Origin of the sequence: Clostridium sp. UBA6640 (assembly GCF_002455975.1) — a bacterium.
In the GTDB taxonomy this organism is placed as follows: domain Bacteria; phylum Bacillota; class Clostridia; order Clostridiales; family Clostridiaceae; genus Clostridium_J.
In genome coordinates, this window is the sequence record NZ_DKLM01000151.1 from 19,272 (window position 1) to 44,069 (window position 24,798).

General features: G+C 32.5%; 24 protein-coding genes and 1 pseudogene. 1 reads left to right on the top strand and 24 read right to left on the bottom strand.

From position 1 onward, the window contains the following. Nucleotides 1-11 precede the first annotated feature (11 nt). The 6 genes from B2W91_RS17295 to B2W91_RS17320 form a co-directional block, all read right to left on the bottom strand. Nucleotides 12-761, bottom strand: coding sequence for an aminoglycoside phosphotransferase family protein (locus B2W91_RS17295; protein WP_291583198.1), 750 nt, complete (start codon nucleotides 759-761; stop codon nucleotides 12-14). A 752-nt stretch (nucleotides 762-1,513) separates the two neighbouring features. Beyond that, the gene (locus B2W91_RS17300) at nucleotides 1,514-2,083 is read right to left on the bottom strand and encodes a bifunctional transcriptional activator/DNA repair enzyme AdaA (protein ID WP_291583200.1); all 570 of its coding nucleotides are present in this window, start codon (nucleotides 2,081-2,083) and stop codon (nucleotides 1,514-1,516) included. Nucleotides 2,084-2,100: 17 nt separating this feature from the next. Beyond that, nucleotides 2,101-2,781, bottom strand: a complete 681-nt coding sequence (locus B2W91_RS17305) for a DNA alkylation repair protein (RefSeq protein ID WP_291583202.1) — start codon at nucleotides 2,779-2,781, stop codon at nucleotides 2,101-2,103. Between the two features lie 7 nt (nucleotides 2,782-2,788). Then, nucleotides 2,789-3,436 (bottom strand): DNA-3-methyladenine glycosylase family protein, encoded by a 648-nt coding sequence (locus B2W91_RS17310; RefSeq protein ID WP_291583204.1) that lies wholly within the window; start codon nucleotides 3,434-3,436, stop codon nucleotides 2,789-2,791. After that, a complete protein-coding gene (locus B2W91_RS17315) occupies nucleotides 3,423-3,896 on the bottom strand; it encodes a methylated-DNA--[protein]-cysteine S-methyltransferase (RefSeq protein WP_291583206.1) in 474 nt (157 codons plus the stop codon). Before B2W91_RS17315 ends, B2W91_RS17310 begins: the two co-directional genes overlap by 14 nt. A gap of 84 nt (nucleotides 3,897-3,980) precedes the next feature. Then, complete coding sequence (locus tag B2W91_RS17320; RefSeq protein ID WP_291583207.1) at nucleotides 3,981-5,402, bottom strand: PLP-dependent aminotransferase family protein; 1,422 nt, start codon at nucleotides 5,400-5,402, stop codon at nucleotides 3,981-3,983. Nucleotides 5,403-5,894: 492 nt separating this feature from the next. Here B2W91_RS17320 and B2W91_RS17325 point away from each other — a divergent pair, with 492 nt between their 5' ends. Next, nucleotides 5,895-6,368: a pyridoxamine 5'-phosphate oxidase family protein gene (locus B2W91_RS17325; protein ID WP_291583208.1), complete on the top strand. Its 474-nt coding sequence runs from the start codon at nucleotides 5,895-5,897 to the stop codon at nucleotides 6,366-6,368. A gap of 478 nt (nucleotides 6,369-6,846) precedes the next feature. Here B2W91_RS17325 and B2W91_RS17330 read toward each other — a convergent pair whose 3' ends face one another. The 18 genes and pseudogenes from B2W91_RS17330 to modA all read right to left on the bottom strand — a co-directional run bounded on the left by B2W91_RS17330 (nucleotide 6,847) and on the right by modA (nucleotide 24,781). Next, nucleotides 6,847-7,875, bottom strand: a complete 1,029-nt coding sequence (locus B2W91_RS17330) for a sensor histidine kinase (protein ID WP_291583210.1) — start codon at nucleotides 7,873-7,875, stop codon at nucleotides 6,847-6,849. After that, on the bottom strand, nucleotides 7,872-8,549 hold the full coding sequence (locus tag B2W91_RS17335; RefSeq protein ID WP_291583212.1) for a response regulator transcription factor: 678 nt from the start codon (nucleotides 8,547-8,549) through the stop codon (nucleotides 7,872-7,874). Before B2W91_RS17335 ends, B2W91_RS17330 begins: the two co-directional genes overlap by 4 nt. Nucleotides 8,550-8,563: 14 nt before the next feature. Then, nucleotides 8,564-10,459: an FtsX-like permease family protein gene (locus B2W91_RS17340; protein WP_291583214.1), complete on the bottom strand. Its 1,896-nt coding sequence runs from the start codon at nucleotides 10,457-10,459 to the stop codon at nucleotides 8,564-8,566. A 115-nt stretch (nucleotides 10,460-10,574) separates the two neighbouring features. After that, nucleotides 10,575-11,357, bottom strand: a complete 783-nt coding sequence (locus tag B2W91_RS17345) for an ABC transporter ATP-binding protein (protein WP_291583216.1) — start codon at nucleotides 11,355-11,357, stop codon at nucleotides 10,575-10,577. A 423-nt stretch (nucleotides 11,358-11,780) separates the two neighbouring features. Next, nucleotides 11,781-12,398, bottom strand: a complete 618-nt coding sequence (hisIE, locus tag B2W91_RS17350; RefSeq protein WP_349680818.1) for a bifunctional phosphoribosyl-AMP cyclohydrolase/phosphoribosyl-ATP diphosphatase HisIE — start codon at nucleotides 12,396-12,398, stop codon at nucleotides 11,781-11,783. 18 nt (nucleotides 12,399-12,416) lie between these two features. Further along, nucleotides 12,417-13,175, bottom strand: a complete 759-nt coding sequence (gene hisF / locus B2W91_RS17355; RefSeq protein ID WP_291583220.1) for an imidazole glycerol phosphate synthase subunit HisF — start codon at nucleotides 13,173-13,175, stop codon at nucleotides 12,417-12,419. Beyond that, nucleotides 13,157-13,876, bottom strand: coding sequence for a 1-(5-phosphoribosyl)-5-[(5-phosphoribosylamino)methylideneamino]imidazole-4-carboxamide isomerase (gene hisA / locus B2W91_RS17360; RefSeq protein ID WP_291583223.1), 720 nt, complete (start codon nucleotides 13,874-13,876; stop codon nucleotides 13,157-13,159). Before hisA ends, hisF begins: the two co-directional genes overlap by 19 nt. Further along, nucleotides 13,873-14,475 carry an imidazole glycerol phosphate synthase subunit HisH gene (hisH, locus tag B2W91_RS17365; protein WP_291583225.1) on the bottom strand — a complete coding sequence of 201 codons (603 nt, stop codon included), beginning with the start codon at nucleotides 14,473-14,475 and terminating at the stop codon, nucleotides 13,873-13,875. The genes hisA and hisH overlap by 4 nt, the downstream gene beginning before the upstream one ends. Then, nucleotides 14,476-15,054 (bottom strand): imidazoleglycerol-phosphate dehydratase HisB, encoded by a 579-nt coding sequence (gene hisB, locus B2W91_RS17370; protein WP_291583226.1) that lies wholly within the window; start codon nucleotides 15,052-15,054, stop codon nucleotides 14,476-14,478. Next, nucleotides 15,041-16,093 carry a histidinol-phosphate transaminase gene (gene hisC / locus B2W91_RS17375; RefSeq protein ID WP_291583227.1) on the bottom strand — a complete coding sequence of 351 codons (1,053 nt, stop codon included), beginning with the start codon at nucleotides 16,091-16,093 and terminating at the stop codon, nucleotides 15,041-15,043. Before hisC ends, hisB begins: the two co-directional genes overlap by 14 nt. A gap of 3 nt (nucleotides 16,094-16,096) precedes the next feature. Next, nucleotides 16,097-17,383 (bottom strand): histidinol dehydrogenase, encoded by a 1,287-nt coding sequence (gene hisD / locus B2W91_RS17380; RefSeq protein ID WP_291583229.1) that lies wholly within the window; start codon nucleotides 17,381-17,383, stop codon nucleotides 16,097-16,099. Nucleotides 17,384-17,397: 14 nt separating this feature from the next. After that, nucleotides 17,398-18,012, bottom strand: a complete 615-nt coding sequence (hisG, locus tag B2W91_RS17385; protein WP_291583230.1) for an ATP phosphoribosyltransferase — start codon at nucleotides 18,010-18,012, stop codon at nucleotides 17,398-17,400. Continuing rightward, nucleotides 18,009-18,974, bottom strand: a pseudogene (locus B2W91_RS17390) (ATP phosphoribosyltransferase regulatory subunit). Before B2W91_RS17390 ends, hisG begins: the two are co-directional and overlap by 4 nt. Nucleotides 18,975-19,851: 877 nt before the next feature. Next, nucleotides 19,852-20,373 (bottom strand): hypothetical protein, encoded by a 522-nt coding sequence (locus B2W91_RS17395; protein ID WP_291583232.1) that lies wholly within the window; start codon nucleotides 20,371-20,373, stop codon nucleotides 19,852-19,854. Nucleotides 20,374-20,487: 114 nt separating this feature from the next. Next, the gene (locus B2W91_RS17400; protein ID WP_291583234.1) at nucleotides 20,488-21,651 is read right to left on the bottom strand and encodes a M20 metallopeptidase family protein; all 1,164 of its coding nucleotides are present in this window, start codon (nucleotides 21,649-21,651) and stop codon (nucleotides 20,488-20,490) included. Between the two features lie 139 nt (nucleotides 21,652-21,790). Beyond that, the gene (locus tag B2W91_RS17405) at nucleotides 21,791-22,879 is read right to left on the bottom strand and encodes a sulfate/molybdate ABC transporter ATP-binding protein (protein ID WP_291583235.1); all 1,089 of its coding nucleotides are present in this window, start codon (nucleotides 22,877-22,879) and stop codon (nucleotides 21,791-21,793) included. Between the two features lie 106 nt (nucleotides 22,880-22,985). After that, complete coding sequence (gene modB, locus B2W91_RS17410; protein WP_291583237.1) at nucleotides 22,986-23,660, bottom strand: molybdate ABC transporter permease subunit; 675 nt, start codon at nucleotides 23,658-23,660, stop codon at nucleotides 22,986-22,988. 302 nt (nucleotides 23,661-23,962) lie between these two features. Continuing rightward, complete coding sequence (gene modA / locus B2W91_RS17415; RefSeq protein ID WP_291583239.1) at nucleotides 23,963-24,781, bottom strand: molybdate ABC transporter substrate-binding protein; 819 nt, start codon at nucleotides 24,779-24,781, stop codon at nucleotides 23,963-23,965. Between the last annotated feature and the right edge of the window lie 17 nt (nucleotides 24,782-24,798).

Here is a 24,798-nt window from a genome sequence, read left to right on the forward strand (position 1 = left end):
ACACATATCTTTCACTCAACACTATATTGATTAACAATTTCAAGCAGCTGCTTAGCTTTATCATCAGAAACATTTTCAGCAAGCCTTGCACAAGCCAAAATAGGCTCCCATAAAAATATTTGTTCTTTGCTTAAATGACTCTTTCCACAATAAAGACGGAGATATAATTCAGCCAAATCCACAGAAAATTGCAAATATAGAAGATAGGAACGATACACATCAGCGGCTATATTACCGCAGGATGAGTCAACCCAATCAATTATTACAATCTTATCTTTTGTCTTTATAAGATTGAATACATGACAATCACCATGACAAAGGTTATTTCCATAAGAAATTTTATTCATTTTATCTAACAGCCTTTGTTTAGTCATATGACTTGGACCTATAGCAGCATTTATCTTTTCTTTAAGCTTTTCTGACATTGGTTGAAAATTTTCAGCGGTCACTGCATGAACTTTCATTTGTGTTTCAATTGCTAATCCCATATAATATTCTGCTTGTTTCATATCCTTGTAAATTAAACTCCCTAGAGACTCTCCCTCAACATATTCCATAACAATCGCTTGTCTTCCATTAATTAATGTAACATCATATATCTTTGGAACAGACAACCCGCAGTTATATGCATATTCTTGCTTTGCTGCTTCATAATGTGCTTCACCTTCAGCTGCTTCTTTATGAAATAACTTAACTGCCTTATCTTCCCACTGGTATAACTTTGCTGTATTTCCTTCTGCAATTAGTTTATGCAATTCCATATTAAAAACCTCCATAAAATCCCCATTAGTATAAAGTTTTTTAAGTTTAATTTTTATAGTCTACTTTATACTATAACTTTTCTTATAAATGCTATATAATAAAAATTCACCAATTAACACTTACAGTTGTTGTAAGGTTTGTAATGAGAGGAATATCTCCTTGTTATCAATTAAGAGCAATCTATTATATTCTACATTTTCCTTATTCTTGTTGATTATATTTTTGATAATTAATGGTCTAAATAAATTTTGTTGGTATAAAGAATGTCTTTCAGTTTCTATTGAAACTAAAAGACGTTGGTTAACGACATTTGCTTTATTAAAGTTAAACAAAGTTAAGACATTATATAGGTATATTACTCTAAAATTTAATGTATGTCTGAATATGGGTTACAGTTTGATATATTAATTCACAACGCACAATTCACAATGCACAGTTAAGAAAGAAATTATTTTTTTAGAAAAATAATTTCCTAAAACATATTTTTTGACTAGCAATTTTATATTGCTAGTTATGTGGCGAACACTGTTCGCCGCTACAAAATCAATTTTAAATTTCTCAGTGGCAGCTGAGAAATGTCCACAATTGTGAATTGTGCACTGTGAACTGTGAATTTAGTAGTATTAGTGGCAACACCAATAAATGTTAACTGTTTTCAGTGATAAATCAAATTTAGAAGTGGTACATCTATATATATATCTGCTCTCCAAATTTAAGGCCGGAATATCCGTATGACGACTTGCACTAAGAATCATTTCTCATCTTCCTTTCCAGCAAAAAGCTTACTGTACTGTGTAGGCGACATACCTACTAAACGTCGAAAGAAATTATAAAATGTTGAGAGACTGCCAAAGCCACATTGCAAAGCAATGGATAGAATTGTATCCTGTGAGTTCGCCAAAAACTCCTTTGCCTTTTCAATGCGCAGCTTATTAATATATTGCACTGGAGTCATGCCTAACTGATCCTGAAATAACCGGATCATGCTGTTTTTGCTAATACCAAGTCCATCAATTTCCTCTTTAAGCTGTTTGGGATCAGTATAAAATTCATCAATTACCTTTTTAATTCTTTCCACAGTCTCCCTTTTGGGTTCAAATTCCAAAAGATCCGGTCTGCACCGCTTACAAGGGCGAAATCCAGCAGCATGAGCTTGCTCTGCCGTATCAAAAAATACCACATGATCTCTTTTGGGACTTTTTGATTTACAGGAGGGCCGACAGAAAATGCTGGTTGTTTTCACTCCATAAAAAAACTGGCCGTCATAGAATGAATCACACTCAATGGCAGCCTTCCATTTTTCTTCATTGCTGAATAGCATGTATACCACCTTCTTTTTTATTTTCGTTTCATATTACGGATTATCTCTTTAGTTTCCTTATCTATACGGTAGGATTCTGTGATTTTTTGCAATGCTTTATTATATGTGAAATCATCTAATGTATTCTGCTTCAAATAGATCATAGTCTGCTCCGGCAGTTTAATATAACAAATGGAAAGGGCCCAAGCAACAGCCATCTTAACATAATAACCCTCATGCTTGACGGTATCCAATATATCTAACGCACGACTTAAATATTCCTCGTCTATATAATAGGACAGCAACATTACCACAGCAAATCGAATCTCATATTCTTGAGCAGAACGAAAATACATCTGTAAAAAGTCCCAAACACGATCCCGATTTTCCGCTGTAAACTTAAGCCCAGTGCAAAAGCTATCACATACTGACCAGTTGTCAATTTTAGGCACAAAGCTGTTTATATATGAGAGCCGTTCTTCCACTTCACAGGGTGCGTACCCAATTACCATGCCCTGCAACATTATTTCTTCAAAGTAGTCACTCTCTGTAGTGTTCAGGTATCTGCGCCAATCTTCCTTTACAATTTGCTTTGCCAGCTTGCGAAGTTGCGGCAATCGAACACCAAGTACTGTATCGATATTTGGCAAAAGTCTGGAGGAAAACTTTCGGTAATCTTCCTCTGCAAGTCCCATGAGTTGTTCACGAATCATTTCCATAGTTGTATCATCTCCTTTTCTCATTCATCTGATAATCCTTTTCAAAGGAAGTTTTCCACAAATAAATAGAGGCCACCGAACCATATGGCGAATAGCATTTTCGATATTCTTCGAACTGTTGTTTAGTAAGTTCTTGGAGGTCGTACAGCCTCTGCATACCTCGACGTATAGCGAGATCACCCCAGCTAACCACATTAGGACGTTCCATGCAATTTAGAAGAATCATTTCAGCCGTCCAGCGCCCAATACCAGGCAAGGATATTAACCGTTTAATGACCTCATCATCGGACAAAGTATTCAAAGCAGAGAGATCAAATTGCCCTTGTATAATGCCTTTTGTAATATTATGAATACACGTTGCTTTTTTCATTGTCATACCACAGGCTTGAATCTCGTCAGCTGTATAAAGGGATAGATTTTCTGGTGTAATATCGCCAAAGGTATCCTGTATTCTTAACCAAACGGTGCTTGCTGAACGAGCAGATATAAGTTGTCCGATAATAGCATAGACGAGGGCCGGAAAAAGATCTGGAATCACCTGGCGTTCCATCCGTCCAAGATGCCTGATTGTAGCACCAAGAACGGGGTCAACAGATGCAAGGTAATTTAATTCTGTACTGCCATATTCAAAATACTTTGTTTTAACCATTTGCATTGGTCTTTTCCATTTCCAATAGTTTTTCTTTAACCCCAAGTCCCGCTGCGTAGCCGACAAGCTTTCCATCTGCACCAATAACCCGGTGACATGGTGTAATGATTAAAATCGGATTTTTATTATTGGCTGTCCCCACTGCACGGGATGCTTTGGGTCGTCCGATCGTTTCCGCTACCTCCTTGTAGCTACGTGTTTCACCATAGGGTATCTCTCGTAGAGCAACCCACACTTTTTGCTGAAAATCAGTACCTTCTGGGGCAAGAGGTAAGTTAAAGGACTTGAGTTTACCGTCAAGGTACTCTTCTAACTGACGTGCCGCTTCTTTCAGCAATGGAGTTTCCAACTCCGTGCTATCTGTAGGCTGATATTCTTTGCCAAAAAAGAGTTCAGTAATTACACCGCTTTTTTCCACAATGCCAATCAAACCGATGGACGTCGGATAAAATGCAATATTTTTCATATGAATCAACCTCCTTGTCTTATTATATCTTTAGTATACCTTTCTTTTACCTAGTTCTTCTTCCTAAATTTCACCATTCAATTTTCATTTTGATACTGCGCTGAACCATGCAGATTGCAGCAATGCAATACCTTCTCGTATCTGTTGTTCACTCAGTAAGCTATATCCTGCAAATATAATATTTCTTGGACAATCATTCCTGTTATTCCAGAATGGAATCATAGAATATACTTTGACTCCCACTTTTTCTGCCTGCTTAATAAGCCAATCCTGTTCCTCACCATCTGTAAACTCCAAAACGAAATGCAGCCCTGCCCCGCGACCATGTAAAATTACCTTGTCTCCAAACATTTTTGTTGCTTCCTGTACAAATACATCATGACGCCTTTTATATGTGATGCACATTTTTCGAATATGCCGCTCATAATTTCCATCCATCATATATGCGGCTAAAACACGTTGTGTCAGCCATGATACAGGGGAACTATAGGAACGAAACATGTTACAATATGTAGTCAGCAGCTGTACTGGCAGCACCATATAGTTCATCCTCAGAGAAGGAGAAAGAGACTTTGAAAAAGTTCCGATATAGATAGTATGGTCGTTGGTGTCTAAGGAATGGAGCGCTGGCACTGGATTAGCATCATATCTGAGCTCGCTGTCATAATCGTCCTCAATGATATATGCATCATTAGCATTTGCCCAATTAAGTAGCTCCTTGCGCTGAGAAATTGACATCACGGTTCCGTAAGGAAATTGATGTGAAGGTGTTACATAGGCAGCACATACGCCAGAATGGTAAATGGATGAGATGCTAAGCCCCTCTTTACTGGCTGGGATCAAATGTAGATTATAATTATTGTTGATAAATACATCCCTTGCACCATTATAGCCAGGCTCCTCCATAGCAATCCTGTTGTTTTCTTTAGCCAGAAGCTTGCACAAAATATCTAGCGAATGGTGTAACCCACAACCAACGATAATTTGTTCTTCAGAGCAAACCATACCTCTTGATTTATACAGATGTTTTTTGATTTCTTGTCGTAACAGCAAATCACCCTGATTATCTGGATACTGATTAAATACTTCTTTTTCTGATGATAAGAGAATTTGAGAGGTGTATTTTCGCCATAACTTAAAAGGAAATTGCTCATAAGGAAATGCACCATACTGAAAATCATATAGGCTTACAGGTTGTTTCACTTCTATTCTTTCAACAGATGAAGTATTTATATCCTGCGGCACGTAATTCCTATCTGCAAATTCATTTGAAATGTCTAGAACAAAAAACCCTGCCCCATGTCTTGCTTGAATGTATCCCTCAACAGCTAGCTGGGTATAGGCCTGATTAACAGTATTACGTGCAACCCCTAACCTTTGAGCTAGTGTACGAATACCTGGAAGTCGTTCTCTTGGTAAAATATTTCCTTCTTCAATGTCATTTTTGATTTGATGATAGATTTGAAGATATATTGGAACATCTGAATTTCCTTGAATGTAAATCATATAATTATAACCTCCATTATACTCTATAAATAAAATACTCTAAAATTTAATATATATCTAAATATCGGTTAACAATTTAGAATAATGCACAATTCACAGTTCACAATGCACAATTATGGTTGAAATTATTTTTAGACAAAATAATTTCTTTAAATTTGTTTTTGACTAGCAATATAATTGCTAGTAATCATGGCGAACACTGTTCGCCACTCCAAAATCAATTTTAAATTTCTCAGTAATAACTGAGAAATATCCACAATTGTGAATTGTGCATCGTGAATTGTGAATTGAATGAAGTTGATCATTTATTATTTTCAGAGATAGATCAAGCTTAAAAGTGGTACATCTATAAAAGTGTACCATATATTATATCGTATAAGTGTATCTTTTAATAGGTACACTTATACGATATAATATGTTTGATTGTACATCAAGTACATATTTATTCTTGAATAACGATCAAGTTCAAAATACAAGGAGGATAATGAAATTATGCAATATAGAATGAAGAAATTTCAATTAACATCGGAGCAGATTGACGATCTACTTCATCGTGCGGATACTGGACGATTCGCTACTATCAATGAGAATGGCTATCCATATGTGGTTGCTATGCATTTTGTTTACTACAATAATAAAATTTATATGCATGGTCTACCAAAAGGACAAAAAATCGATAATCTAAATCGAAATCCTAAAGCATGTTTTGAGGTTGATGAACTGCTTGGTCTTTTGACTGACAATATAGAAAATGCCTGCGACACTGAGGCAGAGTACAATAGTGTTGTTATTATTGGAAATGCTTCGACGCTTGAAGACTTGGATTATAAACGTGAAGTGCTGAATAAGTTGGTTGAGAAATACACACCACAATTTGCTGGGAGTGATCTTCCTGATAACATGATTAAGGGTACTGCTGTAATTGAGATTGATATTATAGAGTGTACAGGAAAGTATCATAAATAATTTAGAATCCGTAGCTCTCTTGCTAGCTCACAGAATGCATAGGCTATTTTTGCAGCAACATTTTAGCTATAGCTTGAAGTGGCTATTCTTCACATCTTTTTCTTGATATGTTAGTATTATAATCTAAATTACTTAAGATATAATTATGAATCGTCCCCTAAAAATGATAATGCTAGAGAATATTTAACTAAGCGTGGTAAAAAGTTTCCTCAATTTCTTTGTGAGAGTATATTATTGCATTTTAATAAAAAATATAATTTCAGCATGCAAATTTTATTGAAGATGTATAGCATGCTGATTTCTTTATATTGTTGAAGAACGTAGGGTAATAAGTATCATATTACTAATCCTTTAAATAATTAGAGCTTGAAAAAAGACATTCAATTCTTGAACGCCTTTTAATTAAATTGAATAACATTTATCATTATAGACTGTAAACTAATATACCTGTTTTACGTGAGTTTGCATTAGTTTTCCCTCAATGCTCAATTATCGGAAATAACAATTGGATTGCAAAACCCTTTCCATGCTCAGACTCAACTTCAATTTCAATCTGCAAATTATCACATAATTTCTTTACTAGATACAATCCTATTCCACTAGACTTACTTTGATTAGAATTATCTCCTGTAAATCCTTTATCAAAAATAAAAGGGAGATCAGAATTCAATACTCCAATACCATTATCGGAGATTCTAAAATAATATCTATTTTTTACACTGTCAAATCCAGTTTTTATCCATATAAAGCTCTCAATCTTTTCATTAGAGTATTTTATTGCATTAACCAATATTTGTGTAAAAATGAACTGAAGTGTTTTTTTATCTGATAAGATTGGTACATCATCAATCTTAGAAATAACTTGAACTTCTTTCTCATCAAGTAATGCTTGGAGTTCCAACAGTACATCTTCAAAACACATATTTAGCGATACCCTCTCCAAGAGATAGTCAACATGAGCTGACTGTAATCTTGCATAAAATAGTATCTGTTCAACATTATCACTAATATTAATTCTTGCATGCTCAAGTCTTTGATACACTAGCTGCGACATTTCTTCCCTACGATTTTCCAAAATCAATGCTTCTAAAAAAATAGGTCTCTTTATCTCATGAACCCAACTTTCAATAAACTCTTCATAGTCTATGAATTTCAGTTTTGCATCATCTATTTGATCATTTTGTATCCTCAGCTTATTAGCTAGATAGCTCACTTCTTCCTTATGAGATTCACCAATGGATTCTATAAATAAACATTCATGATCCAATGAGGGTTCTTGAAGGAAATCATAGAAGGCTTTGTGTTGTTTTTTCTGTTTTTTGAAAGCAAGTAATATACCAAAAATAATACTAATTGCAGAAAAAATAACCATGACACCAACTAAAAGTCCAAATGTTTCTGGGTATGCTAACCAGGCCATAAAAATGAAAAAAGCATCACTTATACAAAGAAATACTATCCAAGAAGCTGATTCCTTTAAAATATTAGTCCAATCTCTTGGCTTCATTCACAATTACCTCCTTTTAGCTGATAGCCGATTCCTCTAATTGTCTTGATTTTATTAGATAATCCAATTGTTTCAAGTGTCTTACGTAACCTAGTCATATTTACTTGCAATATGTTCTCATCAACATAGTCACTGCTTCCCCATAATAAGCTAAAAAGCTCCTCTTTTTTTACTACCGAAGGAGAGGCTTTCATCAAGGTTTTCATAATAATTCCTTCATTCTCCGATAATGAAATAGAATCTTCGCCAGCATATAATATATTTGTATTCTCATCTAATTGAAAATCACCAGCATCTAACAGAACCCGCATATTCGCATAGAGATGAATCAACTTTTGAATTCTAGCAATTAGACGTTTAGGATGACAGGGCTTTGTTAAGTAATCATCTGCACCTAATTCTAATGCATGCAACTCATCACGAAGTTGATTACGTGAAGTCAGTACCAAAATGGGGCCTATTCCTCTAGCCTTAAGTGCCCGACAAATATCAAATCCAGAAAGCTTGGGTAAATTCAAATCTAATATAATTAGTGAAGGAGATACCAAAATAATATCTTCCAAAGCAGTATCAAAAGAAGAGATACACTCTACAGAGTATCCCTCTTTCTCTAATATATTTTGTAACTCAGCACGTAAAAAAATATCATCCTCAACAATAACTATCTTTTCCAAGCTTCAGCCTCCTATCAAATTTCTTTTAATTTCTTTATCTCTTCATCACTATTTCTCTGAATCATCCATATGTAGCAGAGCTCGAAAATCATAAAGATAATAAGTGCAATTCCTGCTAGCAAAATGATACTGCTGCTGTTTGCTTCTTTTGGAATAACTACATAAGCTTCTATCATTGACCAAATACCAAAAATTGAGCTAATGAGCGCTACAACAATCACCAAACCAAAGTACCACCATATTTGTATTCTAGCTGATGAACACAGAGATTTAACACTTGCCCCTAACATAAATAAGGTAGAATATCTATGTCTTGTGCTTCTTTGCTGCATAAGAAACTTCAATCCTAGCACCGTGTTTGCAACAATAAGGAACATTACACCTAAATAAATTGTGGTATAGCTGCCTGCGATTATATAAAACAACTGTCTTCCCATGCTGGCAAGATAGCTTTCATATTTTAGTCCAGATGTATTAAGTAAATCATCTACTTTATACATAGCTTGCATCAATCCTTTTTCACGAACAAAATCAGGTTCTAGAACCATATTAAAAAATGTTGATTCTTCGAAATTTCCAGTCAGCGCATTGTACATATCATCTGAAACAATCAATGCATAGGAAATAGTGATGGCTCGATCTGCAACAAGATTACTTGTATACAGTGTTGATGTTAATTTATATGGTTTTTCATCTATATAAATTGTTGGATTAGTTTCTAATACTTTATTTAATATACCATGAGAAAATGAAAACTCACCATTAGAATATACTGCAACTTCATTATTTCCTAATACAATAGGAGATTTATTGGTAGATTCAAGTACCTTATTATAACTAGAAACAGCAATTAAATATGGTCTATCTTGATAAGACAAATCCCTTAATAGATATTCTTTTTCCTGTGAATTTTCTTCTTTTGAAACTGCTTCCTCCAATCCTGCCCAAGAAACATTTTCTGTTTCAAAAGTACCAAGTCTCATGGGGTAATAATCCTTTATATATGGTTTCAATTTATCAGATGTCAGTACGGAAACAATTTCTTTTTCTGTACCATTAAAAGTAAAGTCTGCAGTTCTACTTGATGCTCCACCTCGAATTAAAATTGTAGAAATACCAAAAGCAAAACAAACCATGGCAAAAAGAATTAAGAGTGATGATATGGCAAGTGAACTAGATTGATGCAAAACATTCTCTTGAAGTTGTCTTCCTGTAAATGTAAATAGTCCTGTAGATGAACTACTTTTACGTCTTATCCATCGTCCAATGAAACTGCCCAATCCACGAAATAGCATAAAAGTTCCGCTAATGCCAATGAACAATATTAATGCAAAGATCAAAGTCTCAAGAGTACGCAAGTATAAAACTGCAAGTACATAAGCTGCACATAACAAACCTGCTCCAAGTATCAAACTAATCCATCCCCATACAGGAGAAAGAATTTTTTGTGATTTTTCTTTCTGTTCATTGAGCAAATCCACTGGTTCCTTTTTGCTCATTCTAAAGCTAAGAATAAACATAGCCAATAATTGTACCATAATGAAACCAAGTATAGTTAACCCTAAACCTGTCCATGAAATATGAAACTGATGACCGATGATTCCCATCCCAATAAGTCTAGAAGTTGTAAGACTAATTATCTCCGTTAAAAATAAGGAAATTGGAATTCCAATAAGCAAAGCTATTAAACCATTCCACAATGTTTCTCCCATAATCATTGCAAACAATCTGCTGCTTTTCATTCCCATCATCAAATATATTCCAAATTCATGACTGCGACGTTGTAATTGGTACCGATTAGCAAAATAAACTAAGAAAAATACGAAGAATAATGAAAGGATATATAGCATGGAAATCATTAATAAAAGCTTAGCTACTGCATCGCTCTCAATGGTCTTTAGATATATCATAACATCCTGTTCTCCAAGGGAAAGGATGACATAGAAAGCAACAATGGAAATAACCAGTGAGGCAAAATAAACTCCATTTTCTTTTCGGATCCTACTACTATTTCGTTTGATGAAATCAAAGAACATTAGCACTGCCTCCTCCCAACTGTGCCATAACAGTTAAGATACGTTCATAAAAGGAATTTTGGCTTTCCCCAGGCACTTTCCTTCTAAGTTCATGAAAAATAACACCATCTTGGATAAATAAAATTCTTGAACAAAAGCTTGCCGCATTAGCATCATGAGTAACCATTAAAATTGTAGTTTTATCTGTCTGATTTATGTAAGATAGTTTTTCCATCAAAACTTTTGCATTTTTTGTATCTAAGGCACCAGTTGGTTCATCTGCTAATACAATACTCGGATTTGAAATCAATGGTCTTGCTGCTGCAACTCTCTGCTTCTGACCTCCTGACATTTGAGATGGAAATTTATTTAATACATCCTCAATATCAAATTGCTTCGCTAATTTTTTAAGTTGTTCTTCTCCATTTTTGGGATTCTCTCCATGTATGGATAATGGCAAAATAATATTTTCTCTAGCAGTTAAATTATCTAATAACTCAAATTCTTGAAATAAATATCCAATTTTACTTCCTCGATATTCTGCTAGCTGTGATCCTCTAAATGAAGAAATATTCTGTCCCTCCAATAAAACTTGTCCAGATGTTGGCTTAAGCATCGTTGCTATACAATTAAGCAATGTGGTCTTACCTGACCCGCTTGCCCCCATTATTCCAAGAAACTCTCCTGGAAACACATCGAAAGTAATTCCTTTTAATGCACTAGTTTCACTTTGCCCCTTACCATATATTTTATATACTTCTTCAACTTGAAGCAATTTATCTAAAGCTTTCATAATATCTCCTCCCTATAAGGTTAGTGTAAAGTTTAAAATTCTATTCAATCTATTTTTTTAAGTTTGATTTTTATAGACTGCTTTACACCATCATCTTTTCTTACAAATACTATATAATAAAAATTCGCCAATTAATACTTACAGTTGTTGTAAGGTTTGTAATAGGAGGCTGGATATTTCTTAGTTATCACTAAGAAATTTTAAATTGATCCTGTAGCGGCGAACAGTGTTCGCCATAATCACTAAAAATTTTAGAGTAGTTTATCTATATATACACTTCCCATTTCATCTATAAAATTATGCTCACTGGACACATATAAAAAAAGGAGTCCATCAAACTCCTTTTTTAATCTTTCTCCATATTCATCACTTTTCCACTGGTTTTCAACATAGATTACCTACTTTATAAGTTTAATATTATAATTACTTTTTTCTATTTTTCAGCTCGTTTTTTACATCTTTAATAGTAACTTCTTCATTAATCATAAGAACTAAAAGATGATATACTAAGTCACTTATTTCGTAAGTCAACTCATTCTTATCTTTATTTTTAGCTCCTATTATTACTTCACTTGCCTCTTCTCCAACCTTTTTTAATATTTTATCCAGTCCCTTTTCGAATAAATAATTTGTATATGAGTCTTCTTTTGGATTATTTTTTCTATCTTGTATAGTTGAATATAATAGCTGTAACATATCTTCACTTTCATTTTCCTCTTTAATCACCTCATTGAAAAAACATGAATAATTTCCTGTATGGCACGCTACTCCTACCTGCTCCACTAAGATAAGAATTGTATCCTTATCACAATCATAATAAAATCCTTTTATCTTCTGTATATTTCCTGAAGTTTCACCCTTCTTCCATAACTTTTTTCTACTCCTACTATAATAATAGGCTATTCTTTCCTCTAAAGTCTTTTTAATAGACTCTTTATTCATATAAGCAAGCATTAATACTTTATTAGTGTTTACATCCTGTACTATAGCAGGCACCAATCCAATATCATCAAACTTTATTTCTTCTATTATTTTTTCAATTTTCATAGCAAAGCCCCCCTATATTCTCACCTGAATATTTTTATTTTTTAAATACATTTTTAAATCATCAATATTTATTTGTCCAAAATGAAGCACAGAGGCTGCCAAAACTCCATCCACATCTGCGTATTCTATTGCATGATAAAAATCCTCCATTTTTCCTGCGCCACCGGATGCAATCACAGGCACATTTACAGAGCTCGCTATTTTTTTTAAAAGCTCAATATCATAACCATTTTTCATTCCATCTTCATCTATACTATTTACCACTATTTCACCAGCTCCAAGTTCAACCCCTTTTATTGCCCACTTCACCGCATCTAGATCCGTTTTCTCCCTTCCACCTTTTATATAAACACTCCAAGAGCCTTCTTTATTTTTCTTAGCATCTATGGATAATACTATACACTGAGTACCAAATGTTAAAGAAGCCTGCCTTATTAACTCTGGATTCTTTATAGCAGCAGAATTTATAGAAACCTTATCTGCTCCTTTCCTTAAGATATTTGTAATATCCTCAATTGAAGAAATTCCCCCACCTACACAAAATGGTATATTAATATTTGCAGCCACTTTTTCAACAAATTCTAAAGAGGTCTTTCTTTCTTCATTGGAAGCAGTTATGTCATAAAATACAAGTTCATCTGCTCCAACATCACTGTAATACTTACCTAATATTTCTGGACTATCTACATCTACTATATTTTCAAACTTTTGTCCCTTCACCACTCTGCCATTTCTCACATCTAAGCAAGGTATTATTCTTTTTGCAAGCATTTCTCAACCTCCTTATAATCTAATAAATTATCATAAAAAGCCTTTCCTATTATTCCTCCATATATGTTCATTTCCTTAAGCTTTAATATGTCTTCAATTCTTGTTATGCCTCCTGATGCAATAATATTTAACTTAGTTTTTTCTGCTAATATTTTATAAATATCAAAATTAGGTCCTTCTAGCATGCCATCCTTAGAAATATCTGTATAAACTATTGTTTTTACCCCTATGTCTTCAAGCTCTTTGCATAACTCTATAGAAGAAACTTCGCTTATTACTTCCCAGGCCCTTGTTGCTACTTTCCCTTCTTTAGCATCTATAGAAACTACTATTTTTTCATTGTATTTAGAGATTAATTCTTTTAAAAGTTTCTTATTTTCAACAGCTATAGTTCCCACAATTACTCTTTCTACTCCCATAGCTAAAAGACTTTCTACCTTTTCTACATTCCTTATACCCCCTCCTATTTGAATAGGTAGATCTATATTTTTTACTATTTTTTCTATAGATCCTTTGTTAATAAACTCTTCACTTCTAGCTCCATCTAAATCTACTAAATGTAAATATGAAGCCCCTTCCTCTTTCCACTTTAATGCCATTTTAAACGGTTCATCAGAATATACCTTTAATTTATTAAAATCTCCCTGAGAAAGTCTTACACATTTATTATTCTTTATATCAATGGCAGGAAAAATTATCATATTATCATCTCCCTATAAGCTTTTAATATGTTAAGTCCAACTTCAGAACTCTTTTCTGGATGAAATTGTATTCCATAAATATTATTTTTTCTTACAATAGCAGGAACATTAATACCATAATTTGCATAGGCTACTAATTCCTTATCTTTAGATTTTGCATAATAAGAGTGTACAAAATATACATATTCATCTTCATTTATGTATTTTAATATTGGATCATTCTTATGAAATTTTATATTGTTCCAGCCCATGTGGGGAATTTTTAAATCTACATCTATTTTTTCTACAGTCCCCTCTATTAAACCTAATCCTTCATATTCATCATTTTCATAACTTTTATCATAAAGCAGTTGCATACCTAAACATATTCCAATTATAAATTTCCCTTTTTCTGCTTGTTCTTTTATTACTGGTATTAAGTTCATATTTGTTAATGACTCTATGGCATCTCTAAATGCTCCTACTCCTGGCAAAATAATTGAATTACAATTTTTTATTTCATCTATATCCTTTGAAACCTTAGTTTCTATTCCTGCTTTTTTAAAAGCTCTCTTTACAGAGTCTATATTTCCAAGTCCATAATCTATTATTATGTTCAATCATAAAACCCCCTTTGATGATGATACATTGCACGAAATAACCTGTATTGCTTCTTTTAAAGCTCTAGAAAAAGCCTTAAATACACACTCTATTTTATGGTGATCATTTTCACCATATAAAAGATTTATATGGAGAGTTACTCTAGCTTCACTTACAAAAGCTCTAAAAAATTCTTTAAAGTTTTGCGTATCCATACTTCCTAGGTTTTCTCTTTCAAAATTTACATTGAAAACTAAATGTGGACGATTACTTATATCTAAAACTACATGGCATAGAGCTTCATCCATGGGTATATAAACGCTAGAATATCTTTTTATACCTACTTTTTCCCCTAACCACTTATTAAAAGCCTGACCTAATGCTATCCCTATGTCCTCTATAGTGTGGTGATCATCCACATGCAAATCTCCACTACAATTTACTATTAAGTCGAAAGAACCATGAAAAGCCATTAAAGTAAGCATGTGATCCATAAAACCAACCCCGGTATTAATTTCACTCTTACCGCTGCCATCTAAGTTCATTTCTATAGATACATCAGTTTCAAGAGTTTTTCTTTTTACTTTAACTTTTCTCATTTTCCTTTATCTCCTTTAAACATTTAATAAATTCCCTATTTTCATATTTACTTCCAACGGTAACCCTAAAATATCCTTTTAAATCCTCTGAAAAGTCCCTTATGAGTATTCCATGGTTTGCAAGCTTGTACTTTAAATCAGCAATTTCACATTTGAAGAATATAAAATTCCCATAAGATTTGAAAGCCTTAATATCTATTTCTTTTAGCTTACTATATAAAAATTCTCTCTCTTTTTTTACCTTTTCTACATAACTCATAATTTTATCTTTATTTTTAAGAGCCATTACACCTACATATTGAGTAAGGGCATTTAAATTGTATGGAGATCTTACTTTATTTATTATGTTAATTATTTTTTCATTAGATGCCATATATCCAAGTCTTACGCTTGCAAGTCCTAGTGCTTTTGATAAGGTTCTTAAAACTATTAAATTTTTATAGTTTCCTATTTCATTCACCATAGAATCTCCTGCAAATTCTATATAAGCTTCATCTACTACTACTATTGAATCCGTCTTTTCTAATAGCCTTTTTATATGTTCTTCATCTATCAAATATCCTGTTGGATTATTAGGATTGCATAAAATAACAACCTTAGGATTAACTTCCTTAGCCTTGTTTATTAAAAGTTCTATATCCACAGAAAAGTCCTCATTACTTTTAATTCCAATAAATTTAGTTGAATATATTTTGCTAAATATTGAATACATACTAAAAGTAGGAGCAAAACTTAAAATAACCTCATCCTTATCTACAAAAGTTTTTATAATAAGCTCTATCATTTCACTAGAGCCATTACCGGCTATTATGTTTGCTGGATTTATATTTATATATTTGCCTATTTCCTCTCTTAAAAGGATGGCCTCATTATCAGGATAAAAGTTTATATTGAAGTCTCCTTCAAATTTAATTCCTTCTTTGTATATATCTTTAAATAAAATATTTTTACCCTCATTAGCATCTAACTTTATTCTATATTTCAAATTATTAGGAACATACTCTTTTAAATCTCTTATGCTTTCTTTTACCAATTCCATAAATTACTCCTCCTGAAATCTAACTTTTATTGAATTAGCGTGAGCTGTTAGTCCCTCATCTTCTGCAATTCTAATAATTGAATCTTTAGATTTTCTAAGTGCTTCCTTGCTATAATAAACCAAAGAAGTTTTCTTTATAAAATCATCTATTGAAAGAGGTGAAGAAAATCTAGCAGTGGAACTAGTAGGCAAAGTGTGATTTGTTCCTGCAAAATAATCTCCAACTGGTTCTGGTGAATATTCTCCAATAAATATTGCTCCTGCATTTTTTATTCTCCTATATATCTCAAAAGGATTTTTTGTTAGTATTTCTAAGTGTTCAGGTGCTATTTCGTTAGCTATATCTATAGATTCACTTAAACAGTTAGTTATAATAATTGCTCCATAGTTTTCTAAAGATTTTTTTATTATATCTTTCCTTTGAAGATCATTTACCTGTATGTTAAGCTCCATTACCACATTTCTAGCAAGAATGTGTGAGCTTGTAACCAAAATAGGAGCTGCCATTTCATCGTGCTCTGCTTGAGAAATTAAATCTGATGCTACGTATTTTGCATTAGCATACTCATCTCCAATTATTAAAATTTCACTAGGTCCTGCTACCATGTCTATTCCTACATAACCAGAAACCTTTCTTTTTGCCATAGCTACATAAATATTACCAGGCCCCACTATTTTATCTACTTTTGGTATTGTTTCTGTTCCAAATGTTAATGCCCCTATACCTTGCGCTCCTCCAACCTTATATATTTTATCTACCCCAGCTATGTGAGCCGCTACAAGTATGGAATCTTTAATCTTTCCCTGTTCATTTGGCGGGGTTATCATAATAATTTCTTTAACTCCAACTATCTTTGCAGGTACCGCATTCATTAGAACTGTAGATGGATAAGCTGCACTCCCACCAGGAACATATATCCCTACTTTTTCTATAGGATTTACTATTTGTCCTAAAACAATATCTTCTCCTTCATAGAAAGTATAGGAGCTTCTTATTTGCTTATTATGGTATTTTTCTATGTTTAGTTTTGCCTTTATTAAATCTTCCTTTAAATTTTTATCTATGCTATTAAATGCATTATCTATTTCTTCAGATGATACTAAAAAATCTTCTAATAAGATTCCGTCAAATTTCAATGTACATTCTTTTATTGCCTCATCTTTTCTATTTCTAACTTCTGCTAAAATTTCATCAACAGCTTTGTTTACCTCATAAAACTCAAATTGGCTTCTTTCTAAAAGCTTTTTTAAAAATTCTCTATCCTTTTCAAATTCAATTATATTAATCATATTTGCCCCCCATATTATTTAATAATTTTAGTAATGTTTTGTATCCTATCAAATTTAAATCTATAGCTTACTCTATTGCATATAAGTCTCGCACTTATATTAATCATGTCTTCAATTACTTGTAATCCATTAGCCTTTAATGTATTTCCTGTCTCCACTAAGTCCACTATTACATCAGAAAGGCCTACTAAGGGTGCCAGTTCTACAGAACCATTGAGTTTTATTATTTCAATTTTTTGCCCTCTTTCATCAAAGTATTTTTGGGAAACTTTTGGATACTTAGTTCCTACCCTTAATATTTCATCTTTTTTATAAACACTTTCTCCTTTTACGCCTGCTATGGAAAATTTACATTTGCCAAAACCTAAATCCAAAATCTCATATACATCATTATCACTTTCTAAAATCACATCTTTTCCAACCACTCCTAGGTCTGCTACTCCCTTTTCCACATAGGTTAGTACATCTGTAGGCTTAACATATATGAAACTTATTTTATTTTCTTCATCTTTAAAAATAAGTCTTCTTGAATCTATATCTATGCAATTTCCTAATCCCACTTTTTTAAATACTTTACATGCTTCATCTCCAAGTCTCCCCTTTGAAAGAGCTATAGTAATATAATTCATCTTCTATCACCTTCTTTATAATAACTTTTCATTAAACCTTCTAGATCTATGGAAAAACCTATAGCTGAAACTTTTTTACCAAATTCCTCTGTTAAGAAGTCGTATCTTCCTCCACTTATAATTTCTTTATAACAACTTGGATAGTATCATTTAAGAATTAATCCATCATAATAATCCAATTCTGTAACCATAGATAAATCAAAATGTGTATATTTTTCATATCCGTTTTCCTGTATAAAATGGTTTAAATTTATAAGTTCTTCTATAGCATTTTTCATTTCTTCGTTCATGTAAAAATTTTTAATTAGGGATATAATTTCTGTTAAATCACCCTGAAAATCAAATATATTAAATAAGAGTTCCTGCATTTCATTTGATAAATTTAAAGTTTTAATAAAATTAATTAATTCAAACTTATTTTTTCTATAAATTAAGTTCTTTAACTCATTTTGAATATTTTCATTTAAATCCAATTCATTTAAAATTCCATTTACATATTTACTGCTGCCAATGTCTAAAATAAAATTATCATTAAATTCTTTTAAAACATTTAAAGCTAATGCCACTACCTCTATATCTCCTTTAAATGAATCTTCCCCTAAATATTCAATTCCTGTCTGTGCAATTTCTTTAATATTTGTTTCATCTTTATTTCTGTAAATTGTAGAAGTATAAAACAACTTAAGCTTTAAATCCTCTTCCCATCTTGGAATTAAACCTTTAATTATATTTGTAGTTATATCAGGTCTTAATATAAAAACCTCAGAAGTGCTATTTAATACCTTTACTATAGACTCTTTTTTTATTCTTTTATTAATTCCCGTAAGTCTATCCCAGTTTTCAAAAGTAGAGGGCTGAATTTGAATAAATCCTTTTTTCAAAAACATATCTTCTAACATTTTTATCATTTTATATCTTTCAGCGAGATAGTTAATTTCATCTCTAATTTTTAAAAATTCCATTATATTCACCTACTTTTTATATTTTAAAAATAAAAAAAGCCATATAGGTATACCTATATGGCTTCTTAATATATAAAACCATCATAGATACAATCCCTGAAATTAGGCAACTAAATCAAGAATTGCATCTATGAACTGTTATTAGTTCAAGTTACAAACCTTTTTATCTATGATGATGAAATTTAGAATTAACATTTAATTTTACTAATACAATATTGAACATTTTAAATTCTCCTTCCAAAAATAAATAATGTACTCACCTTTCTATGCTTTAACACTTTACTACGATAAAGTATTGAAATATTATGTGTATTATACTACTTTAAAATTACTTTTTCAATAGTTTTTTATTTTTTTGTTTTCCTGCCATCTATGGAAGAAAAGAGATATTCATTTAAACTGACTTATCCAAATCTAAAAATTACTTGATATATTTAACATTCTCCATTGCTAGTTTTTGAATATTCAATCTCTTTAAACTATCTTCATTTATGTACACATCAGTCTGACCTGCGGACACCTAATATCCGTATAAATGGTAATTAAAATTTGCACGAGAAATTATTCTGAAAATAATAAAAAACCATCAATTCTAGTGTAAAATTAATTTGACAAGAAATCTTACTAGAAAAGGTGATTTAATTATGATCAGCGATCAAGAATATATTACTACAGAATTGAAAAAACACTAGAGAAAATAATAATTTTATCATCATCTCGTTTAAGCAATTTAATTGCTATGGTTATAGGAATGTCTTAATCTAATGGTTCTCACTATCAACCCCCTTATCAGACTTTCACCGACAAGTAAGCACCCATGCTGGCCGCACTTAAAAAGACCTCACAAAAATGTGAGCCCTTAATATTATTATTTGTTTTAGCTAAATGAACCTAATAAATACATACCACCAAAAATAAAGACTATAGCTATTATTGCAGTTAATATCAGCTGTCCTACTTTTACCTTCTTAACTTCATTAATATTATCTTCATCTGTATCTAAATCAGCTCGTCCAGATAATACATATTCTGCATATTCAGAATTCTGGCTCATGTACCATTCTTTATTTTCTAAATCTTTCTTTGCCATCTTTTTAGCAAATTTAAAATCATTTTTTACTTTATTTTCAAAATCAGAAAGACTTATTTTTTCAGCTTTCTTTTGTACCAATCCACCTATCACTGCTAAAATTATCCCTATTACTAAAACTACTGGAATAATAACTTTAAGATCTGCTGTGTAAGTTGGATTTGTAGCCGTAAAAATTCCAAATGACAGCATACCAATTGAACATATGCAAATCCAACAAAATGCCTTTAAAACTGCTCCTATCCCACTTAAAATTGTTGCACGTGTACTCCACTCATAAGTTTTATAACGAACATTTACAAAATACATACAATACCTCCTAATAATACAATTACTTATATAATATATAATAACTGTAATAATAAAGCAACTTCTATTATTACACATAAACAATAGGAGTTGCTTAATGCTACTGGATTAGTTCTACTTTTCCTCCTGTGCTGCAATTACACTTTGTGCCAATAATAAAGCTCCATATTTTAGTGCATTATCATCTGTAGCAAAATGTGAATTATGCCAAGGTGCACTTCCCCCTTCTTTTCCTACACCTAGCCAATAGAAAAAAGTTGGAACATATTTGGAATAAACAGCAAAATCCTCTGAACCTAGACAAGGATCAGTGCTAACTACACTTTCCTCTCCCATAGCTCTTTTTGCAGCTTCACATGCAAGGTGATACATCTTTTCCGAATTATGAAGAAGTGGTACATCTCCGTCATAGCTTAGACTTGCTTTGCACCCATAGGAAAGTGCAGTATTTTCTACAATAGCTGCAAGTCTCTCCTTTGCAGTATCTCTTCCCTTATCAGATAAGGCACGAATAGATCCTGTCATAACAATTTCATCTACAATGAGATTCTCCGTCGTACCTCCATGGATAGAGCAAATTGATACTACTACAGCATCTAGTGGATCTACATTACGGCTTACAATAGTTTGAACTGAACTTACAATACTTGCTCCACATACAATTGGATCAGTAGTTAAGTGAGGCATTCCTCCATGACCTCCTAATCCACAAAGAACAATTGTAAAATTATCTTTTGCAGCCATTAAACTTCCTTCTTTTACAGCAACTTTTCCAGTTCCAATCTCAGGACGATTATGAAGCCCAAATATATAGTCTATCTTAACCTTGTCAAATAGGCCATGCTTAATTAGCTCTTCTGCACCTGATGTAGTTTCTTCTGCCGACTGAAAGATAAATACAACATCACCACTTAATTCATCTTTCATATTTGACAAAACTTTGGCAGCACCTAATAGTGCTGTAGTATGAAAATCATGACCACAAGCATGCATTAGTCCTTCTGTTAAAGACTTATATTTTACATCAGCCATCTCATGACATTTAATTGCATCAATGTCTGCCCGCAGTCCAACCACCGGACCTGATTTTCCCGTTTTTAAGATACCTACTACTCCTGTATCCATACCCATATCCTGCAACTCAATTCCCAATGATATGAGTTTTTCTTTTAAGAACTCAGTTGTTTTATATTCCTTCATAGAAATTTCAGGATGCTGATGTAGATATCTCTTAATATCTTTTAATTCATTTTCTTCTGATTCACTTATATGTACCATTATTCCATCCCCCATTGTAATTTTTCACCTTTCCCAAACAATAAAAATACCTGCTTTTTCTCAAAGTCAATTTTCTAGATATGTAATATGCAGGAACATAAAATATATCCTAATCATCATATTTTAAGTTATTTTATTCTTATTCAATTAGTAAAATATCATTCTTATCTATACCAAGATATTGAGGTAAAAATTCAGTATTATTATGTTCACCAATCTTTTTTTCTCTTTTCCAATATATTTTACTTGATTCAAAACTGTGGGATAATTCTCCACTAGAAAAGATAATATTGTATTCAAATGGTGCCTCAATTACATTTAGTAAATTTACTTTTATCATGTTAACGCCTTGTCCATTCTTACTTTCATCTTCTATTATGATAGGATAGAAGTCATGAGCTCTAATTCCAACACCAGACAGATTATTTGGAACTCTTTTGCCTGTTTTTAAAGTAACTCCCCAATCTAATGCCCTCACTTCATATTCTCCTATTTTTGCTGCCTTCGAAAAATTTTTGCATCCTGTTAGTTTTGCAACTTGATGTTTTACAGGATTTTCAAACAATCCTTTTGTTTCCCCCTTAGCTATGATACTTCCGTAATCAATAACCATAAGTTCATTACTTAATTTATATACCTCATCTCTGTCATGGGTTACCATAATTGCAATTCCATCAAAACTTTTTAAAAGTTTTGATAGTTCAATTTGAAGTTCTTCTCTCAAATAAGAATCCATTGCTGAAAATGGCTCATCTAAGAGGATTACTGATGGTTCATATGCTATAATTCTAGCTAATGCTACTCTTTGCTGTTGTCCACCTGATAAATTTATAGGATATCTTTTTTCTAACCCTTCTAGATGAAATTGCCTAATTAATTGATTTATCCTATTATTTTTATTTTCAGCAGATAATTTTGAACTAACAAGACCTACTCCAATATTCTCCCTTACAGTCATATTAGGAAACAAGGCATAATTCTGAAATAAGTAGCCAACTCTTCTCTTCTGCGGACGCAGATTCACTTTTGTCTTTGAATCATAGAGGTAATTTCCATCTAGCATAATTATCCCTTCATCTGGTGTAATAATTCCTGCAATTGATTTTAATGTAACACTTTTACCGCAGCCAGATGCTCCGAGAATTCCAAGACAGCCTGGGGATGCTTCAAACTCTATATCTAACATAAATTCTTTTAGCTTCTTTTTTATCTTTACTTGTAATGACATAACTTCTCCCTCCCCATCAGTTGAAAACAAAATAATTTAATATAAACTCAGTGTGAAAGCATTTCTCTTTCTCACTGAGTTCTCTGATTTTAAATAATGTATTTCACTATTTTCGTCGTTTATTATATTGCTTTACAGCAAAGTAATTCATTAATACTACAATTACAAAAGATATGCCAACAAGAATCCAAATATATTGGTAAGCATTATCCATATTTCCTGCTGCCACATTAGAATACACCGCTAAAGATAAAGTTCTAGTTTTACCTGCAATATTACCCGCAATCATTGCAGTTGCACCAAATTCTCCTAGTCCTCTTGCAAAAGCAAGGATTCCACCAGATACTACACCAGGTAAAGCATTGGGCAATAGCACTTTCCAAAATATCCACCACTCGGATCTCCCAAGTGTTCTTGCTGCATCCATTAAGTTGCCATCTACTTGTTCAAATGCCCCTTTTGCGGAACGGTACATTAGCGGAAAAGAGATAACAGCTGCTGCTATTACAGTTGCCGTCCATGAAAATGCAATCTTTATATCAAAATAATCAATAAATAATTTACCAACTGGTCCATTTACTCCGAAGATAAGAAGCAAAAAGAAACCTGCCACTGTTGGAGGCAACACCATGGGCATAGTCAAGATTCCATCCCATATCATCTTACTTTTTTCATTATTTAATCCAATAACTGCCCTTGCTGCCAATATACCTAAAAAAAATGTGATTATAATTGACACAACAGCGGTTTTTATAGAAATCAAAATTGGTGATATATCCATAGTGCGCTCCTTTTATTTTAATTCACAACTTAATCAATGCACAATGCACAGTTCACAATTAAGGATGAAATTATTTTTAAACAAAATAATTTCTTTAATGTACTTTTTGACTAGCAATGTAATTGCTAATCATTCATGAAAAGTTACTTTGTAACTTCAAAAAAGAATCAATTCTAGATTTCTCAGTTAGCACCTAGAAATATCCGCAATTGTGAATTTAATAATTCTAGTTGCTATAGTATAAAACTCAATTATTTTATATAGTTTTCCTCACTTCATATAAGCTATTTTTACATAGTCTATTATTTATTTGGCGTAAAACCATATTCTTTAAAAATTGTACTTACTTCATCAGAAGTAATGAAATCAACAAAAAGCTGTGCTGCTTCCTTCTTTTTAGAATTTGTTACTACAGCTGCAGGATAGATTACTTTTGTTTTCAAGCTTTCTTCTGGAGCTTCTGCAATAATACTGACTTTATCTGTGCTAATAGCATCAGAGCCATATACAATACCCGCATCTGCACTTTTTTCTGCAACCCAGTTCAAAACTTCAGTTACGTTTGTTCCAAGACTTGCCTTTGCACTTACTTCATCCCAAGTACCTAGATTAGTTAATACCTCTTTTGCATATTGTCCTGCTGGTACACTTTCGGGATCTCCAATTGCAACTATATCTGCATTGGTAATGTCTTTAAAACTTGTTACCTTTGAATCGCCACCTGATGGAACAATTAGTACTACCTTATTCTCTAATACATCTACAATGGTACCCTCATCTACCATCTTTTCATCTTTTAGTGCATTCATCTGTTTTGTAGCAGCAGACATGAATACATCTGCATCCAGTCCTTCTTCAATCTGTTTTTGTAACTTTCCTGAACTATCATAAGTACCTTCTACTTTAACCCATGGATACTTTTCTTGGAATGCTGGAATAATTTTATCCTTATATGCATTCTCCAGACTTGCTGCTGCAGCCAGCATAATAGTTACATCCTCATGAGCCTTTTCTTTTGTTTCATCCTCTGCTGTATTCTTCTTGGCGCTTGAACATCCTGTCATCACGACCATTGCAGCCAACATTGCTGCTATCCCCTTAACTAAACGATTTTTTTTCATTTTTTTACCCCCATCAA